Origin of the sequence: Oryzomicrobium terrae (assembly GCF_008274805.1) — a bacterium.
GTDB classification, from domain to species: domain Bacteria; phylum Pseudomonadota; class Gammaproteobacteria; order Burkholderiales; family Rhodocyclaceae; genus Oryzomicrobium; species Oryzomicrobium terrae.
Map to the genome: position 1 here is coordinate 3030819 of NZ_CP022579.1, position 18988 is coordinate 3049806.

The 18988-nt window shown below is 60.6% G+C and carries 9 protein-coding genes, 2 tRNA genes, 3 rRNA genes and 1 pseudogene; 6 read left to right on the top strand and 9 right to left on the bottom strand.

Annotated elements, in window-relative coordinates; translation table 11 throughout:
* Positions 1-79: 79 nt before the first annotated feature.
* Positions 80-2041, top strand: coding sequence for an RNA polymerase sigma factor RpoD (gene rpoD / locus OTERR_RS13730; protein ID WP_149426121.1), 1962 nt, complete (start codon positions 80-82; stop codon positions 2039-2041).
* A 523-nt stretch (positions 2042-2564) separates the two neighbouring features.
* On the opposite strand, the pseudogene OTERR_RS13735 reads toward rpoD, so the two are convergent.
* The 8 genes and pseudogenes from OTERR_RS13735 to pmbA all read right to left on the bottom strand — a co-directional run bounded on the left by OTERR_RS13735 (position 2565) and on the right by pmbA (position 12182).
* Positions 2565-3670: pseudogene (locus OTERR_RS13735) on the bottom strand (IS3 family transposase).
* Positions 3671-3884: 214 nt separating this feature from the next.
* Positions 3885-3997 (bottom strand): 5S ribosomal RNA (rrf, locus tag OTERR_RS13740).
* Between the two features lie 99 nt (positions 3998-4096).
* Positions 4097-6983: ribosomal RNA gene (locus OTERR_RS13745) — 23S ribosomal RNA — on the bottom strand.
* 256 nt (positions 6984-7239) lie between these two features.
* Positions 7240-7315: transfer RNA gene (locus OTERR_RS13750), tRNA-Ala, on the bottom strand.
* A 35-nt stretch (positions 7316-7350) separates the two neighbouring features.
* Positions 7351-7427 (bottom strand) — tRNA-Ile (locus OTERR_RS13755).
* Positions 7428-7495: 68 nt separating this feature from the next.
* Positions 7496-9039 (bottom strand): 16S ribosomal RNA (locus OTERR_RS13760).
* The 16S, 23S and 5S rRNA genes sit together here with 2 tRNA genes alongside, the layout of an rRNA operon.
* A 463-nt stretch (positions 9040-9502) precedes the next feature.
* Complete coding sequence (locus tag OTERR_RS13765; RefSeq protein ID WP_054621670.1) at positions 9503-10594, bottom strand: TRAP transporter substrate-binding protein; 1092 nt, start codon at positions 10592-10594, stop codon at positions 9503-9505.
* A 196-nt stretch (positions 10595-10790) separates the two neighbouring features.
* Entirely contained in the window at positions 10791-12182 is a 1392-nt protein-coding gene (gene pmbA / locus OTERR_RS13770; protein WP_082397112.1) for a metalloprotease PmbA, read from the bottom strand.
* 85 nt (positions 12183-12267) lie between these two features.
* On the opposite strand from pmbA, the gene yjgA reads away from it, so the two are divergent.
* Together yjgA and mog are read left to right on the top strand one after the other, a co-directional pair.
* Positions 12268-12882 carry a ribosome biogenesis factor YjgA gene (gene yjgA, locus OTERR_RS13775; protein WP_149426122.1) on the top strand — a complete coding sequence of 205 codons (615 nt, stop codon included), beginning with the start codon at positions 12268-12270 and terminating at the stop codon, positions 12880-12882.
* 15 nt (positions 12883-12897) lie between these two features.
* On the top strand, positions 12898-13497 hold the full coding sequence (gene mog, locus OTERR_RS13780; RefSeq protein ID WP_149426123.1) for a molybdopterin adenylyltransferase: 600 nt from the start codon (positions 12898-12900) through the stop codon (positions 13495-13497).
* Positions 13498-13502: 5 nt separating this feature from the next.
* Here mog and OTERR_RS13785 read toward each other — a convergent pair whose 3' ends face one another.
* Positions 13503-15029 carry a hypothetical protein gene (locus OTERR_RS13785; RefSeq protein ID WP_149426124.1) on the bottom strand — a complete coding sequence of 509 codons (1527 nt, stop codon included), beginning with the start codon at positions 15027-15029 and terminating at the stop codon, positions 13503-13505.
* A gap of 136 nt (positions 15030-15165) precedes the next feature.
* On the opposite strand from OTERR_RS13785, the gene OTERR_RS13790 reads away from it, so the two are divergent.
* The 3 genes from OTERR_RS13790 to OTERR_RS13800 all read left to right on the top strand — a co-directional run bounded on the left by OTERR_RS13790 (position 15166) and on the right by OTERR_RS13800 (position 18338).
* Positions 15166-15987 carry a thymidylate synthase gene (locus OTERR_RS13790; RefSeq protein ID WP_149426125.1) on the top strand — a complete coding sequence of 274 codons (822 nt, stop codon included), beginning with the start codon at positions 15166-15168 and terminating at the stop codon, positions 15985-15987.
* 49 nt (positions 15988-16036) lie between these two features.
* Positions 16037-17713, top strand: coding sequence for a glucose-6-phosphate isomerase (pgi, locus tag OTERR_RS13795; protein WP_149426126.1), 1677 nt, complete (start codon positions 16037-16039; stop codon positions 17711-17713).
* Positions 17714-17843: 130 nt separating this feature from the next.
* A complete protein-coding gene (locus tag OTERR_RS13800) occupies positions 17844-18338 on the top strand; it encodes a dihydrofolate reductase (RefSeq protein ID WP_149426127.1) in 495 nt (164 codons plus the stop codon).
* Positions 18339-18988: the final 650 nt, after the last annotated feature.

Consider the following 18988-nt stretch of genomic DNA (forward strand, 5'->3'; position numbering starts at 1 on the left):
ATGCCCGGGCACGGGCAAAAGGAAGGGGCTAAGCGGTGGTATAATTTGAGGTTTTTCGAATTCGATCGGATTTAGGGTCATGGCAAAGGAAAAGGCAAAGGACGCCGCTAAGGAAATCCTCAAGGCCAAGGCTGCCAAGGCAAAAGCCTCGGCCGAGGCCTCGGAGGCGGGCTCCCCGTCCCCGGTGGACGCCGAGACGCGCAGAACGCGACTCAAGAACCTGATCAAGCTCGGCAAGGAGCGGGGTTACCTGACCTACGCCGAGATCAATGACCACTTGCCGGACGATGTGGTGGACGCCGAGCAGATCGAGTCCATCATCACCACGTTCAGCGACATGGGGATCAAGGTCTTCGACGAGGCGCCGGCTGCCGAAGAGTTGCTCATGTCCGACACGGCAGCAGCCGCCACCGACGACGAAGACGTCGAGGAGCAGGCCGAAGCCGCCCTGTCCACCGTGGACTCCGAATTCGGTCGGACGACCGACCCGGTGCGCATGTACATGCGCGAAATGGGCACCGTCGAGCTACTCACCCGGGAAGGCGAAATCGAAATCGCCAAGCGTATCGAAGAGGGCCTCAAGCACATGGTGCAGGCCATCTCCGCCTGCCCCTCCACCATCGCCGAAATTCTCGAGATGGCGGAGAAAGTGGAAAAGGACGAGATGCGCATCGACGAACTCGTCGACGGTCTGATCGATCCCAATGCTTCCGAGGAAGAAGCCGCTCCGGCGGAAATTGCCAGCGATGAGGACGAAGGGCTGGATAGCGACGAGGACGAGGATGGCGACGGTGGCGCCGTCTCTGCCTCCTTGCTGCAGCTCAAGGCTGATGCGCTCGAACGCTTTGCCACCCTCAAGTCGGCCTACGGCAAGATGGCCAAGGCCCTGGCGAGCAAAGGCACTCAGGACAAGACCTACCTCAAGCACCAGAAGCAGATCACCGATGAACTGATGATGATCCGCTTCACCTCGCGCACCATTGAGCGGCTGTGCGATGGCGTGCGCGGTATGGTCGAGAGCGTCCGGGAACGGGAGCGCAAGATCCTCGACATCTGTGTGGAAAAGGCCGGCATGGCCCGCACTCACTTCATTAAGTCCTTCCCGGGCAATGAGGTGAACCTGGAATGGGCCGACGCCGAAGTCGCTCATGCCGGCAAGGCGGCTTACGCGGCAGTATTGGCGCGCAATATTCCGGCCATCCACGAAGAGCAGAAGAAGCTCCTCGACATTCAGAACAAGATCGGGATTTCGCTCAAGGAATTGAAGGACATCAACAAGCAGATGTCCACCGGTGAAGCCAAGGCTCGCAAGGCCAAGCGTGAAATGACCGAGGCCAACTTGCGCCTGGTGATTTCTATCGCCAAGAAGTACACCAACCGTGGCTTGCAATTCCTCGATCTGATCCAGGAAGGCAACATCGGTCTGATGAAGGCGGTCGATAAGTTCGAATATCGTCGCGGCTACAAATTCTCGACCTACGCTACTTGGTGGATCCGCCAGGCGATCACCCGCTCGATTGCCGACCAGGCGCGCACCATCCGCATTCCGGTGCACATGATCGAGACGATCAACAAGATGAACCGAATCTCCCGCCAGATCCTACAGGAAACCGGCCTCGAGCCGGATCCCGCGACCCTGGCGGAAAAGATGGAGATGCCCGAGGAGAAGATCCGCAAGATCCTCAAGATCGCCAAGGAGCCTATCTCCATGGAAACGCCGATCGGCGACGACGACGATTCCCACTTGGGCGACTTCATCGAAGATACGGCCACTACTGCCCCGGTGGAAGCCGCCATGTACGCCAGCCTCAAGGAGGTTACGGGAGAAATCCTGGACAGCCTGACTCCGCGCGAGGCTAAGGTACTGCGCATGCGCTTTGGCATTGAAATGAACACGGATCACACGCTTGAAGAAGTCGGCAAACAGTTCGACGTAACCCGGGAGCGGATCCGCCAAATCGAAGCCAAAGCTCTACGCAAACTGCGCCACCCTTCCCGTTCCGACAAACTACGTAGCTTTCTCGATACCAACGGCAATTAACTCCCACGCCGCAACCAAGTGCTTTCTTCCTGGTTGCGGCGCATCCCCAAAAACAAAAACTATCGGCTCCTCACAGTCAGTTGAGAATGTCGATAAAATTTAGCTTTCGGGCCTGTAGCTCAGTCGGTTAGAGCAGAGGACTTAACGAAACTGACCTAAACATCGCAGCAGCAATGCATGGTTAGTTTCTCTGGGTTGCCTGTCGCCAAGTTTGCTCTGGGGGCAGGTAGAACTGGTCAAATTCGGTGAACGCTGTCGGTCATCACGGCCATGCCAATACCGAGCCAAGCTCCACAATTCGTGGAGAAGGTGTAGAGACTAGACGGCCAGCCTGTAATGGGAAGGTATAGTCCAGACCACAAACTCGAAAGAGGCGGCGAAAGCCGTAGTGGTACGCATAATCCTTTGGTCCAGGGTTCGAGCCCCTGCGGGCCCACCACTAAATCAATAGCCCGGCTTTAAGCCGGGCTATTTTTTTGCTACAAGCGGTCGATATCAACTTGCGTGTGACCTGCTCCCCAATTTAGTCCGCGAACGACATAGATTCTGCGGTTAAGAAACTGCCTGCGAATTGGTTGGGGGTGAGATAGCCCAGCGAACTGTGGGGCTGCTGGGAATTGTATTCCTGCCGCCAGTCTTCGATGACCTGGCGGGCATGGCGCATCGACACGAACCAGTGCTCGTTCAGACATTCATCCCGGAACTTACCGTTGAAGCTTTCGATGTAAGCATTCTGCTGTGGCTTGCCTGGCTGAATGAAGCTCAAGCGCAGTCCTTGGCGATATGCCCATTCATCGAGCACCTTGCCGGCGAATTCAGAGCCGTTATCGACGGTGACTGACTTCGGTAGGCCTCGCCGCTCAGCCAGCCTCTCCAGTACGCTGACGACACGCCGGCCTGGGAGAGATGAATCGACCTCGATGGCCAGGCACTCTTTGGTGAAATCATCAACGACGTTCAAGCACCGCAGCCGCCGGCCATCGGCCAAGCCATCCGAGACGTAATCCATTGACCAGCTCTCGTTCGGCGCCGAGGGCGCGACCTTGATCTGGCGCTCGCCCCCGGCAATGCGCTTGCGCTTTCGTTTGCGCACCATCAGGCCGGCCTCGTGATACACGCGATAGGTACGCTTGCGGTTAATTTCCCAGCCTTCCCGGCACAGCAGGACATGCAAACGACGATACCCGTAGCGTCGCTTCTGCGCCGCCAACTCGCACAACCGTTCCCTGAGTTCCTGATCTGCTGGCCGTTTGGCCTGATAGCGATACAGCGACCGGGAAATGCCAATCAGCCCACAAGCCCGTGTGACGCCCATCTGGTGAGTTGCTATCAGATGGGAAACCACCGCCCGCTTGGCTTGTGGGCCTACCACTTTCGACCCACCACCTCTTTCAAGGCGGCGTTATCCAGCATCGATTCTGCCAATAAACGCTTGAGGCGGGCGTTCTCTGTCTCTAGCGCCTTGAGCCGCTACACGTCCGACACGGTCATGCCGCCAAACTTCGCTTTCCAGTTGTAGTAGGTCGCATCGCTGATGCCGTGCTTGCGGCACAACTCTGTCACCTTCAGACCCGCTTCGGCTTCCTTCAGGATGCCGATGATCTGTTCTTCCGTGAAACGCTTCTTCATGCTGCCTCCCTATGAGGCAGACTCTAAGTCAATACCGGACTAAATTGGGGAGCAGGTCAAAGCAGGTCCAAGCGAATCCCGCGGCGTTGCGGGTTTCCGATCGGGGGGTGCGGGGCGAGGGAGAGGATTTCTCTCGTGGGGTCTGGGGATTGTGGGGAGGGGGTGAAAGTAAAAAACCCCTGTTAGCGGTTGCTAACAGGGGTTTTTATGGGGAGCCTGGCGGTGACCTACTTTCGCGAGCGGAAGCTCACTATCATTGGCGCGATCTCGTTTCACGGTCCTGTTCGGGATGGGAAGGGGTGGGTCCAAGATGCTATGGCCGCCAAGCGAAGCTTGGGGCGACTGTGGATGCAGTCGGCCGATATACGGGAGTAGGTTGGTTGTTGTGATTGCGTGCTGGTATGCCGCTGTGAATCTTAGGGTTATAGGATCAAGCCTCACGGGCAATTAGTACTGGTTAGCTTAACGCATTACTGCGCTTCCACACCCAGCCTATCAACGTCCTGGTCTTGAACGACCCTTGAGGGAGATCGAGTCTCCAGGGAAGTCTCATCTTGAGGCGAGTTTCCCGCTTAGATGCTTTCAGCGGTTATCTCTTCCATTCTTAGCTACCCGGCGATGCGACTGGCGTCACAACCGGTACACCAGAGGAATGTCCACTCCGGTCCTCTCGTACTAGGAGCAGGCCCTCTCAAACTTCCAGCGCCCACGGCAGATAGGGACCAAACTGTCTCACGACGTTTTAAACCCAGCTCACGTACCTCTTTAAATGGCGAACAGCCATACCCTTGGGACCGGCTACAGCCCCAGGATGAGATGAGCCGACATCGAGGTGCCAAACACCGCCGTCGATATGAACTCTTGGGCGGTATCAGCCTGTTATCCCCAGAGTACCTTTTATCCGTTGAGCGATGGCCCTTCCATACAGAACCACCGGATCACTATGACCTGCTTTCGCACCTGCTCGACTTGTGGGTCTCGCAGTCAAGCACGCTTTTGCCATTGCACTTTGCGAACGATTTCCGACCGTTCTAAGCGTACCTTCGTACTCCTCCGTTACCCTTTAGGAGGAGACCGCCCCAGTCAAACTGCCCACCATGCACTGTCCCCGACCCCGATTCAGGGGCCTAGGTTAGAACCGCAAACAAACCAGGGTGGTATTTCAAGGACGGCTCCACCAGAACTAGCGTCCTGGTTTCATAGCCTCCCACCTATCCTACACAGATCGGTTCACAGTCCAATGCAAAGCTACAGTAAAGGTTCATGGGGTCTTTCCGTCTAGCCGCGGGGAGATTGCATCTTCACAAACATTTCAATTTCGCTGAGTCTCAGCAGGAGACAGTGTGGCCATCGTTACGCCATTCGTGCAGGTCGGAACTTACCCGACAAGGAATTTCGCTACCTTAGGACCGTTATAGTTACGGCCGCCGTTTACCGGGGCTTCGATCAAGAGCTTGCACCCCATCACTTAACCTTCCGGCACCGGGCAGGCGTCACACCCTATACGTCCACTTTCGTGTTTGCAGAGTGCTGTGTTTTTATTAAACAGTCGCAGCCACCATTTCACTGCAACCTCTTACGGCTTCGCCCGCGAGGGACTACACCTTATTGAGGCGCACCTTCTCCCGAAGTTACGGTGCAAATTTGCCGAGTTCCTTCTGCTGAGTTCTCTCAAGCGCCTTAGAATTTTCATCCTGCCCACCTGTGTCGGTTTGCGGTACGGTCCCGCTGTAACTGAAGCTTAGAGGCTTTTCTTGGAAGCTGGGTATCAACCACTTCGTCTGCAAGCAGACTCGTCATCACGCCTCAGGATTGACCCTCCGGATTTGCCTAGAGGATCTCCCTACACGCTTAAACCACCTATTCCAACAGATGGCTGGCCTAACCTTCTCCGTCCCCCCATCGCATTACAGCGAGGTACAGGAATATTGACCTGTTTCCCATCGACTACGCTTTTCAGCCTCGCCTTAGGGGCCGACTCACCCTACGCCGATGAACGTTGCGTAGGAAACCTTGGGCTTTCGGCGAGCGGGCTTTTCACCCGCTTTATCGCTACTCATGTCAGCATTCGCACTTCTGATACCTCCAGCATCCCTTACGAGACACCTTCGCAGGCTTACAGAACGCTCCCCTACCATGTCACAAGGACATCCGCAGCTTCGGTTATATGCTTGAGCCCCGTTACATCTTCCGCGCAGGACGACTCGACCAGTGAGCTATTACGCTTTCTTTAAAGGATGGCTGCTTCTAAGCCAACCTCCTGGCTGTCTATGCCTTCCCACTTCGTTTCCCACTTAGCATATCATTTGGGACCTTAGCTGGCGGTCTGGGTTGTTTCCCTCTTGACACCGGACGTTAGCACCCGATGTCTGTCTCCCAAGCTGGCACTTCTCGGTATTCGGAGTTTGCTATCGCGGGGTAGATCGCAATGACCCCCCCAACGATTACAGTGCTCTACCCCCGAGAGTGATACTTGAGGCACTACCTAAATAGTTTTCGGGGAGAACCAGCTATTTCCAGGTTTGTTTAGCCTTTCACCCCTATCCACAGCTCATCCCCTAACTTTTCAACGTTAGTGGGTTCGGACCTCCAGTGCGTGTTACCGCACCTTCATCCTGGCCATGGATAGATCACCTGGTTTCGGGTCTACGCCCAGCAACTAAGACGCCCTATTCGGACTCGGTTTCCCTACGCCTCCCCTATTCGGTTAAGCTCGCTACTGAACGTAAGTCGCTGACCCATTATACAAAAGGTACGCAGTCACCCCACGAGGGGGCTCCCACTGTTTGTATGCATGCGGTTTCAGGATCTATTTCACTCCCCTCCCGGGGTTCTTTTCGCCTTTCCCTCACGGTACTGGTTCACTATCGGTCGATCACGAGTATTTAGCCTTGGAGGATGGTCCCCCCATCTTCAGACAGGATTTCACGTGTCCCGCCCTACTTGTCGCACGCTTAGTTCCACACCCAGGTTTTCGAATACGGGGCTATCACCCTCTGTGGCCGGACTTTCCATTCCGTTTTTCTAACGTAGATGCTATATCGTGCAGGCTGGTCCCATTTCGCTCGCCACTACTTTGGGAATCTCGGTTGATTTCTTTTCCTCCGGCTACTTAGATGTTTCAGTTCGCCGGGTTCGCTTCCACAGACCTATGTATTCAGTCTGGGATACTCCTTGCGGAGTGGGTTTCCCCATTCGGACATCTCCGGATCAAAGCTTCATTGCCAGCTCCCCGGAGCTTTTCGCAGGCTTGCACGTCCTTCATCGCCTGTGATCGCCAAGGCATCCACCACATGCACTTAGTCGCTTGATCCTATAACGCTAAGATCTCTTACGAGACGCGTCACAGGAAGCATACTCAGCTTGTGACGTACCGGGCTGACTTGCCGGTACGCACGATGCAATCACAACCGTATCTCTGGTCTTGGTTGTCGGCAACCAGAGATACAACCTACTTCCGTATTGTTAAAGAGCACAGTCTGGTTAAAACCAGAAACAGCAACCGGCAATTGCTTACCATTTGTTGTTTCGGATTTCATCCTGAACAGCCGATCAGACACGCGAGTGCGTGGTGGAGGATGACGGGATCGAACCGACGACCCCCTGCTTGCAAAGCAGGTGCTCTCCCAGCTGAGCTAATCCCCCATCTTGATAAGCCAACGATGAACAGGTTCAAACGTTGGTGGGTCTGGTTGGAATCGAACCAACGACCCCCGCCTTATCAAGACGGTGCTCTAACCGACTGAGCTACAGACCCTCCGTCTGTGCAGCTAACTTGAACAACCGATAGGCTGTAGGTACTTGACCAAGCAGTATTTACTCTAGAAAGGAGGTGATCCAGCCGCAGGTTCCCCTACGGCTACCTTGTTACGACTTCACCCCAGTCACGAACCCCGCCGTGGTAAGCGCCCTCCTTGCGGTTAGGCTACCTACTTCTGGCGGAACCCGCTCCCATGGTGTGACGGGCGGTGTGTACAAGACCCGGGAACGTATTCACCGCGGCATGCTGATCCGCGATTACTAGCGATTCCGACTTCACGCAGTCGAGTTGCAGACTGCGATCCGGACTACGATCGGCTTTCTGGGATTAGCTCCCCCTCGCGGGTTGGCAACCCTCTGGACCGACCATTGTATGACGTGTGAAGCCCTACCCATAAGGGCCATGAGGACTTGACGTCATCCCCACCTTCCTCCGGTTTGTCACCGGCAGTCTCATTAGAGTGCCCAACTGAATGATGGCAACTAATGACAAGGGTTGCGCTCGTTGCGGGACTTAACCCAACATCTCACGACACGAGCTGACGACAGCCATGCAGCACCTGTGTCCAGGCTCCCTTTCGGGCACCAAGCCATCTCTGGCAAGTTCCTGGCATGTCAAGGGTAGGTAAGGTTTTTCGCGTTGCATCGAATTAATCCACATCATCCACCGCTTGTGCGGGTCCCCGTCAATTCCTTTGAGTTTTAACCTTGCGGCCGTACTCCCCAGGCGGTCAACTTCACGCGTTAGCTACGCTACTAATGGGTTTAACCCCACCAACAGCTAGTTGACATCGTTTAGGGCGTGGACTACCAGGGTATCTAATCCTGTTTGCTCCCCACGCTTTCGTGCATGAGCGTCAGTACTGGCCCAGGGGGCTGCCTTCGCCATCGGTGTTCCTCCACATCTCTACGCATTTCACTGCTACACGTGGAATTCCACCCCCCTCTGCCGTACTCTAGCCGTGCAGTCACAAACGCAGTTCCCAGGTTGAGCCCGGGGATTTCACGTCTGTCTTACACAACCGCCTGCGCACGCTTTACGCCCAGTAATTCCGAATAACGCTCGCACCCTACGTATTACCGCGGCTGCTGGCACGTAGTTAGCCGGTGCTTCTTATTCCGGTACCGTCATCCACATCCTGTATTAGAGAATGCGATTTCGTCCCGGCCGAAAGAGCTTTACAACCCGAAGGCCTTCTTCACTCACGCGGCATGGCTGGATCAGGCTTTCGCCCATTGTCCAAAATTCCCCACTGCTGCCTCCCGTAGGAGTCTGGGCCGTGTCTCAGTCCCAGTGTGGCGGATCATCCTCTCAGACCCGCTACGGATCGTTGCCTTGGTGAGCCTTTACCTCACCAACTAGCTAATCCGACATCGGCCGCTCTTCTAGCGCAAGGCCCGAAGGTCCCCTGCTTTCCTCCTCGGAGAATATGCGGTATTAGCGTAACTTTCGCTACGTTATCCCCCACTAAAAGGCACGTTCCGATGCATTACTCACCCGTTCGCCACTCGCCATCAACCTAGCAAGCTAGGTCATGCTGCCGTTCGACTTGCATGTGTAAGGCATGCCGCCAGCGTTCATTCTGAGCCAGGATCAAACTCTTCAGTTCAATCTCTCGCTGGCTTGACAAGAATTGGTAATTCGAAAACTACCTATCTATGTGCAAGCGCCTTACTAACTTTAACCAACCGAAGTCGGTCTCCACTTAGCCAAGCACCTACACCTATCGGCTGTTCAATTTTTAAAGAGCTTGCCGTTTCCGGCTTGTTGCTGCTTTGTTGCATTTCGCTGCGTTGTCTGCAGCGAGGAGCGAATTATACAGACATCTAATTCGCTGTCAACTCGTTTTTTAAAACATTTCAAAACGTTTTGACTTGCAGCCAATTCGGAAAATTGCTTTCTAACTCATTGATCAGAAACACGTTTTACCGAACCAACTTTCCCGCTGCAGCAGCGAGAGGGCGAATTATACGGATACAAATCACCGCGTCAACTACTTCACGGAAAAAGATTGGCCCGGCGTTTGCCGGGCCAATCTCTACAGGCGGACCAGATGGCCGGAAAGCCTGTTACTACTTGTTGTTTGCGTACATGAACTGCTCCAGACTGGCCTCGGTGAGGCTGAACCACGTGTGCTGCGTTTTGCGGTACTTGTCCCATTCCGTGAAGATCTTCTTCCACGCCGGATTCTTCCCTGCTTCTTCGTGGTACATCTCGAACGAAGCTTTACGGGCCGCATCCATCACATCGTTGGGATAGCGGCGAACCTTGACGCCCTGACTGATCAGCTTGGCCAGCGCGATGGGGTTCTTGTGGTCGTACTCGGCCTGCATGGTGATGTTGGCCTCGTAGGCAGCCGCCTGGAAGGCTTCCTGATAGACCTTGGGCAGCTTGTCCCACTCCTTCTTGTTAACAAAGAAGTGAATGGTGGGACCCGGCTCCCACCAACCCGGGTAATAGTAGTTCTTGGCCACCTTATAGAAGCCCAGCTTCTCATCATCGTAGGGACCGACCCACTCGGCGGCGTCGATGGTGCCCTTTTCCAGAGCCGGATAGATGTCGCCACCGGCGATCTGCTGGGGAATCGCCCCCAAGCGAGAGAACACTTCCCCTCCCAGACCGGCGATACGGATCTTCAGGCCTTTGACATCGGCCATATTGGTGATGTCCTTACGGAACCAGCCGCCCATTTGGGCGCCGGTATTGCCACCGGCAAAAGACACGATGTTGTAGTTGGAGTAGAACTCGTCGAGCAACTTCTGGCCGCCGCCATAGTAGATCCAGGCGTTCTGCTGACGGGAGGTCAGGCCGAACGGCAAAGAGGTGCCGAAGCCAAAGGTCTTATCCTTACCCACATAGTAGTAGGAGCAGGTGTGGCACAACTCAACGGTACCTTGCTGCACGGCGTCCAGCGCCTGGAGGCCCGGAACGATTTCGCCCGCGGCGAAGACCTGAACAGTAAACTTGCCCTCGGTGATCTTCTTAAGCCGATCAGCCAGCACATCCGCACCACCATAAATGGTGTCGAGGCTCTTGGGGAAACTGGAGGTCAGGCGCCACTTGATGGTGGGCAGGGAATCGGCAATGGCAGGCGCGGCGACGGCAGCAGCGGCGCCGGCAGCGGCACCAATGGAAGCTTTCTTCAGAAAGTCTCGACGTTGCATGGTTAGGTCTCCTCCGGGTTGGGAATACATCCGAATCTGCCCAGCAACATCGAGCCTTCTGAGCCGTCAGTTGCTAAACATGAAATCGATTATAACCAGTTTCATTTGCCGGAAAAGCCCGCCAGATGCGGATCTCAGGAGCGAGACAGGCTGGTGATCAAATAATCCATAACAAATTTCACAAAAATTCCTTGTCCTATGCGCCTGCGACCGTCATACGCTCCAGCAGGATGGAGCCACTTTGTTTCGAACCGCGGACGACCACATCTCTCCCAACAGAGACAATCCGCTGGAACATATCGCGCAAATTGCCCGCGATCGTGATCTCCTCGACGGGATAGGCAATTTCGCCGTTTTCAACCCAATAGCCTGCCGCGCCGCGGGAATAGTCACCAGTGACATAGTTCACACCGTGCCCCAGCAGCTCGGTGACCAGCAGACCTCGTCCCATCTGACGCAGCAGTCCCGGCAGGTCGTGCTGGCCCGGCTGGATGATCAGGTTATGGCTCCCTCCCGCGTTGCCCGTTGGGGCGAGCCCCAATTTGCGCGCCGTATAGACCGAAAGGAAATAGCCCGACAGGATCCCGTCCTGCACCACCTCGCGGTCGTGGGTGGGCAGGCCATCGCTGTCAAACAGGCTGGAAGCCAGCCCCTTGGGCAGGTGGGGGCGCTCGCTGATACGCACCCCTGGAGAAAAAACCCGGTGTCCCAGCTTATCGATGAGGAAAGACGACTTGCGGTAAAGACTGCCTCCCGACGCCGCATGAGTGAAATTGCCCAGCAGGCCGCAGGCCAGGGGGGCCTCGAAGATCACCGGCACCTCGCAGGTTTTGACCTTACGGGCCCCCAGGCGGGACAGGGCGCGCCGCGCCGCGTAGTCGCCGATTTCCTCGGGCGCCGGGAAATCGGCCGGATCCCGATGCGTGGTGTACCAGTCATCACGTTGCATACCGGATTTGTCTTGGGCGATGACCGAGCAGGCCAAATAATGGCGGGAGGTCGGATAACCCCCGACGAAGCCCAGGCTATTGGCGGTGGCGAACTGCCCCTCCTGTACCGAAACCGTCGCGCCTTCGGAGTTCTTCACCTGAGGGCTGACGGCAAAGGCGGCCTGCTCGCAACGCCGAGCCAGGTCTGCAGCCCCGTCCACGTCGAGACGCCACGGGTAATACAGCTGGGGATCCCCGCGGCCATCGGCGAGCAATCCCGCCTCGGGCAAGCCGGCGCAGGGGTCCTCGGCAGTGAACCGGGCAATCGCCAAGGCCGCGTCCACCGTCTGACGAATGGCAGCCGGCGAATAATCGCTGGTGGAAGCATAACCTTTGCGCGTACCGCAATAGACGGTCACGCCGATACCCTTGTCGCGGTTGTGCTCCAGGGTTTCCACTTCACCACAGCGCACCGTCACCGACTGTCCGAACCCTTCGGAAATATCGGCCTCGGCTGCACTCGCGCCGCCCTTCATCGCCACGGCCACCACATCGGCGGCCAAGGCCTTCAGGTCATCGAGGGAATGGGAGAAGCGGGAGGGGGCGGCGCCCCGGGAAACCGCGGTGGAGGGAGAACGCAAGGAACGCTTGGCAGCCATAGGAATTCGGTCTGGACGGGCAAAATCGCTATCATAGCAGTCCACTTTTCCATCCCCGCGGGGCTTTCGCCCTGCCCGCCGTTTAATGACCACCCGCCGCCGTCACCACGACAACCCCCTGTTCGTCGATCTGGACGCCCCGGACGAGAGCTACGACGACCGTCCCCGCCGCCCCTCCCGCACCAAGCGCAAGGAGGCCGTGGAAGCGTTGCAGGCCCTGGGGGTGCGCCTCGTCGAGCTCCCTACCGACCGCCTAGCCAAGGTCGACATGCCGGACTCGCTGCGCGACGCGGTCCGTGAAGCCCAGCGCATCAGTGATTTCGAAGGGCGCCGCCGGCAGCTGCAATATATTGGCCGGCTGATGCGCGACGTCGACCCGGAACCGCTGCAAGCCGCCATCGACGCCTTCGACGGTGTTTCCGCCGTGGAAAATGCCCGGCTACACCGCCTGGAGCGGTTGCGTAACGACATCATGGAAAACGAGCGGGTGCTGGAAAGCGTACTGTCCGAACACCCCGGCGCCGACATCCAGTACCTGCGCCAGTTGCGCCGTAACGCCCTGAAGGAGCGGGAACTGAACAAGCCGCCCAAGGCCTTCCGCACCCTGTTCCAGATTCTCAAGGAGCTGGAAGCCGGCAACGGTGCTGTTCCTCCTGACGAGGATGAGGCAGCGGGTACCGACACCGCAGACCAGTCCTGATTACGGAGAGCCCCCATGGCCAACACCGCCCACCTTTTCAAAATCGGCCTGGTCTCCATCAGCGACCGGGCGTCCAGCGGCGTTTATGAAGACAAGGGTATTCCAGCCCTGCGCGATTGGCTCAGCGCCGCCCTGATCACGACCTTTGAAACCGAAGTCCGCCTGATTCCCGACGAGCAGACGGAAATCGAGCAGACCCTGATCGATCTGGCCGACCATTCCGGCTGCCACCTGATCCTGACCACCGGCGGCACCGGCCCGGCCCGGCGGGATGTCACCCCGGAAGCCACTCTGGCGGTGGCGGACAAGGAACTACCGGGGTTTGGCGAGCAAATGCGACGCATCAGCCTGGAGTTCGTGCCGACGGCCATTTTGTCGCGCCAGGTGGCGGTCGTGCGCGGCAGCACCCTGATCCTCAACCTGCCGGGGCAGCCCAAGTCGATCAAGGAAACCCTGGAAGGCCTCAAGGACGAAGCAGGAAAATCGATCGTTCCCGGCATTTTTGCCGCGGTACCCTACTGCATCGACCTGATCGGCGGCCCCTACGTCGAAACCCAGGAGACGGTCGTGAAGGCGTTCCGTCCCAAATCGGCGCAGCGCCCTCCCGCCCAGTAAGACGATCAGGCCGCCCGGTGCGCCCGGTAGCGGCCGATTTCATAACCGCTGCCCGACTCCTCCAGGGCGGCCGGAGCCAGCACAACCCGGGCGCCCTGGATCACGGTTTCCAGGGGCATATCCGCGGCAAACGTGCCCGGACGCATGACAAAGCGCGCCTCGTTGCCCCGGCTGGCATCGCGCAACCACAGCCCCACGGCAGCCACCACCACGCCGTAGCGCTCGCCGCCCTGGGCTCGCAACGACACCGGTTGGACATGACGGCTCAGGGTCTGTACCCCTACATTGGCCACGGTATCGCTCTCCCGCCCATAGCGGCGGATCACCCCCAAGAGCCAGGCGCTCCCCTCCTCGGGTAACAGACCGACCAGAGTGCCAACCCGCAAGGTTTCTTCGCGCCCCACGACCGAGGCGCCACAGCCTCCCAGACTGATGTCTTCCACCACCCAGCTGGCCGCCTTATCCACCTGGGCCTCGGAGGCCCCGGAAAAAACCTGGCAGCAGGACTCCCAACCAACCACCGCCGCCATCCGGGCATGGACCCGGTGGCGCTGCTGCCCCCGCAGCGGTGGCACCGGCGCCCAGTGCACCACCAAGTGCTGCAACACGGGCAGCAGCAAGGCCGAGGTGACACGGCCATCCAGGTCGCACTGCGCCGGCAAGTGCCCCAGTTCGACCTGGGCAATCAGTGCCTGCACGGCCGCCAACACGTTCCCGGGGGAGAAGAAGCGTAACGACCCTGCCGGCAAGGGCTCCTGGGCGAGACGGGTAGGCGGCTCCGGCAGGGCCAGGTCCACCCAATAGACGCTGTCGGCCCCAGATTCGCGGGAAAAATGGAAATGGGGCAGGAAATGGACAACCAGCCGATCGGCCAGGTCGATCTCCAGCGGACGCAGGCCATCGGGGGCCGAGGTCGCCAAGATCAGGACGCGCAGGTATTCGGCAACGGGCGACGTCACCCCGGTGGCATCCGGACCAAGGCGCACTTCCCGGGCGGCGACGCCCTCCCGCTCAGCAATACCATAGGCCCAGCCGAGGCGGCGCCAGGCATCGCCAGCGATCGGCCCGTAGCGATAGCGGGACCAGCGCATCAGCGCCCCCTGGGCATGCAGCAGACGCGCCACCAGAACGGGCAAGTGAGCCGCCAGCGTCCCCATCCCCGGCTCCAGGTGTCCGCTTTCAAGGCGCAACAGGCAGGCCTCGTAACGGCTAACGAGCAAGCCCCACACATCGCTATTGAGACTGGCCAGACGGCGCTCTTCGCCCCGGGACAGGTTGGGCGCCCACAGATAGTCCCGGGTCAATTTCGCCAGGGGCGCCCGGGCCGCATCCTCCAGGGCGCACAACACACCGAACAGGGTATCGACACGCCAGCTGCGGCTATCAGCCAGGGACTCCAGCCATCCCGCCAGGGCATCCACGGCCTTGAACGGATTGACCCCAGCCACGGCCGTCAGGGCCAGGCGCAAGCCCGCCGGGTCGGCAAGGGGATGATCGCTGGCGGCGGTTACGACGGGGGGCGACTCGGCCATAAGGACTCTCCGCCCGGGGGCTCCGGGATGGTCGGCGTCGCGCCGGGGCAGCGAGACGATCTCGCCGGGTCGGCGCGCGGGAGCAGGCAAGGTACAATTTGAGCCGTTCATTATAGCCACGCCCCATTCCAGCCGCATGAAACCCTACCTCGACCTGATGCGCCACGTGCTCGAGCACGGCCACAAAAAGACCGACCGCACCGGCACGGGCACCCTGTCGGTGTTCGGCTGGCAAATGCGCTTCAACCTGGCCGATGGCTTCCCCCTGGTGACCACCAAGAAATTGCACTTGCGCTCGATCATCCACGAGCTGCTGTGGTTTCTGCAGGGCGACACCAACATCCGCTACCTCAAGGACAACGGCGTCTCGATCTGGGACGACTGGGCCGACGAAAACGGCGAACTGGGCCCGGTGTACGGCAAGCAGTGGCGGCGCTGGGAAACCGCCGACGGACGCACCGTGGACCAGGTCGGCCAGCTGGTCGAGGCCCTGAAGAAGAATCCGGATTCGCGCCGCCACCTGGTGTCGGCCTGGAACCCGGGCGAAGTGGACCGCATGGCCCTGCCCCCTTGCCACGCCCTGTTCCAGTTCTACGTCGCCCCGGGCAACCCGGACGCGGCCGATCCGCGCCCCAAGCTGTCGTGCCAGCTCTACCAGCGCAGCGCCGACATCTTCCTCGGCGTGCCGTTCAATATTGCCTCCTACGCCTTACTCACCCACATGATGGCCCAGGTGTGCGACTACGGCGTGGGCGACTTCGTACACACCCTGGGCGATGCCCATATCTACTCCAACCACCTGGAGCAGGCGCGCCTACAGCTGTCCCGGGAGCCCCGCCCCCTGCCGACCCTGCACCTCAACCCGGAGGTACGCGACCTGTTCGCCTTCCGCTTCGAGGACATCCGCCTCGACGGCTACGACCCCCACCCCCACATTGCCGCCCCGGTGGCGGTGTAACCCGCCGCCCCCGCGCCGCACGCACAAGAAGAACGCCAAACCGACCGCCATGACCGCTCAGGACGTCTGCCTCCTCCCGATCACCCACACCACGGCCTGGCAGGCCCTGGCCGCCCACCGCGACAGCCTGCGCGGGCGCCACCTGCGCGACTTCTTCGCCGCCGAGCCGGACCGCTTTGCCCGCATGGGCCTGTCCCTGGGCGACCTGCTGGTGGATTTTTCCAAGCAGCGCATCGACGCCCGGGGTCTCGCCCTGCTCACCGACCTGGCCCGGGCCGCCGACGTGGAAGGCTGGCGCGCCAAGCTCTTTGCCGGCGAGACGATCAACGCCAGCGAGAAGCGCGCCGTGCTGCACCCGGCCCTGCGCCACCTGGACCCGACGCCGTTCCCCTCCGCCGCCTTCGACGTGATGCCGGAAGTGCGCCAGGTGCGCGACCAGATGCGCGACTTCGCCGAGCGGGTGCGCGCCGGCCTGTGGCGCGGCTACACCGGCGAGGCGATCCGCCACGTGGTCAACATCGGCATCGGCGGATCGGACCTGGGGCCGAAGATGGCGGTGCGCGCCCTGTCCGCCTTCGAGCACCCCGGGCTGCACCTGCACTTCGTCTCCAACCTGGACGGCGCCCAGCTGGCCCCCCTGCTGGAAACCCTGGACCCGCGGGCAACCCTGTTCATCGTCGCCAGCAAGACCTTCTCCACCCAGGAAACCCTGATCAACGCCCGCACCGCTCGGGACTGGCTGCTTGCCGCCGTAGGCAACGAAGAACGGCACCAGGCCGCCCTGGCCCGGCACTTCGTGGCCGTCACCGCCGAAGTGGCCAAGGCCAACGAATTCGGCATCCCGGCAGAAAACACCTTCGCCTTCTGGGACTGGGTCGGCGGCCGCTACTCCCTGTGGTCGGCGGTGGGCCTGTCGGTGGCCCTGTCCATCGGCATGAGCGGCTTCGAGCGCCTGCTCTCGGGTGCCGCCGCCATGGACGCCCATTTCCGCGAGGCGCCCCTGGAGCGCAACCTGCCGGTGCTGATGGCCCTGCTCGGCATCTGGAACACCAACTTCCTCGGTGCCGAAACCTCGGCGGTGCTGCCTTACAACGAATCCCTGCGCTCCCTGCCGGCCTACCTGCAGCAGTTGGAAATGGAGAGCAACGGCAAGGCCATCTCCCGGGAAGGCCAGCCCCTGCCCTGCCGCACCAACCCCATCGTCTGGGGCGAGATCGGCGTCAACGGCCAGCACGCCTTCTTCCAGCTCCTGCACCAAGGCGGCTGGCTGGTACCCTGCGACTTCATCGCCGCCGCCGCCAGCGACTACCCCCTGCCCGGCCACCACGCCCCGTTGCTGGCCAACTGCCTGGCCCAGAGCGCGGCCCTGGCCTTCGGCCGCACCGAGGAGGAGGCCCGCCGCGAGCTGGAAGCCGAAGGCCTGTCCGCCGACGAAATCGACGCCCTACTACCGTTCAAGGTGTTCCAGGGCAACCAGCCCTCCACCACCCTGCTGCTGCCGCGCCTGGACGCCTACCACCTGGGCGCCCTGGTGGCCCTCTACGAGCACAAGGTGTTCGTCCAGGGCGTGGTCTGGGGCATCAACTCCTTCGACCAGTGGGGCGTGGAGCTGGGTAAGCGGGTCGCCTCCCGGGTGCTGCCGGTGCTCGAAGGCGCCCCGGCCGACGACCTGGACGCCTCGACCCGGGGCCTGGTGGCCTACTGCCAGCGCCACGGCCACCGCTGACCCGGCGGTGCCATCCCCCACCAGCGGCGCATCGGGGCGCCTGGCCGTGTTGCCGCACCGCCTGCGGCGCCCCGCCCCGTGAGCCGGCTGGCTGCCCCCATACGACTCCCTTAATCGCTCCGCCACGACCATGACCACCACCCTGATCGCCGCCGTCGCCGCCAACGGCATCATCGGCCGCAACAACGCCCTGCCCTGGCACCTGCCGGAGGATCTGAAGCACTTCAAGGCCGCCACCCTGGGCCATCCGGTGGTGATGGGGCGCAAGACTTGGGAATCCCTGGGCCGGCCCCTGCCCGGCCGGGAAAACGTGGTGGTGACCCGGGACGGCGCCTATGCCGCTCCTGGCGCCACGGTGCGCACCAGCCTGGAGGCCGCCCTGGCCCACGCCGCCGCCGCCCCCGGCGGGGACGAGGTGTTCCTGATCGGCGGCGCCGAGCTGTACCGCCAGGCCCTGGCGCAGAATCTGGTAGACCGGCTGGTGCTCACCGAGGTGGCCCTGGTGCCGGAGGGCGACGCCCGCTTCCCGGACTGGGAGCGCAGCCAGTGGCGCGAAGCGGATCGCCAGGCCCACACCGGCGCCAACGGCACCGCCTACGCCTTCGTCACCTACGAGCGCCTCTGAGCCAGGCACCGGCCCATCCTCGAGAAGCCGCCACGGGGCAGGTGCAGGAAGGGCGGGACAGGCCGCCCCTTACTCACCCGAGGCCGGACGCAACACCACTCGCCCACTCGTGCAGCTGGGTCCGCCACGTGCGCCGCCGCCCCACATTCGCCCCTGCCGCCCAGACAGCGCGCCCCATGCCGCCGTGATGGCAGCATCGCGGAGCGCCGCGCCAGTCCTTGTTCTCCAGCCATGCGCCTCGCAACGCAAGCACTGGCGCGGCGTTCCAGACCTACCCTCTGAAAGTCCGCGCCACGCCTAGGGTTTGAGGCACCACATTTTCCACACACCACCGGCCCGCCCCCCCTTTCATTCCCCCAGCCGGTGGGGTGCCGCCCGTGCCGCTGCGATGGCAGCACCGCGGAGCGCCGCGGAGCGCCGCGCCAGCCCTTGTTCTCCAGCCAGGCACCCCGCAACGCAAGCACTGGCGCGGTGTTCCAGATATATCCTCTGAAAGTCCGCGCCCCGCCTAGAGTTTGGGGCTGCTCGTTTTTTTGCGTGCGACGCCGGCCCGGTCCAATGGCGTCAAACGGCAGAAACGGGGCGCGCGAGGTCGCAACCGGCGCAACTGCCCACCCGGCCGCACCACCGACACCCCTGCCGCGTCGTGC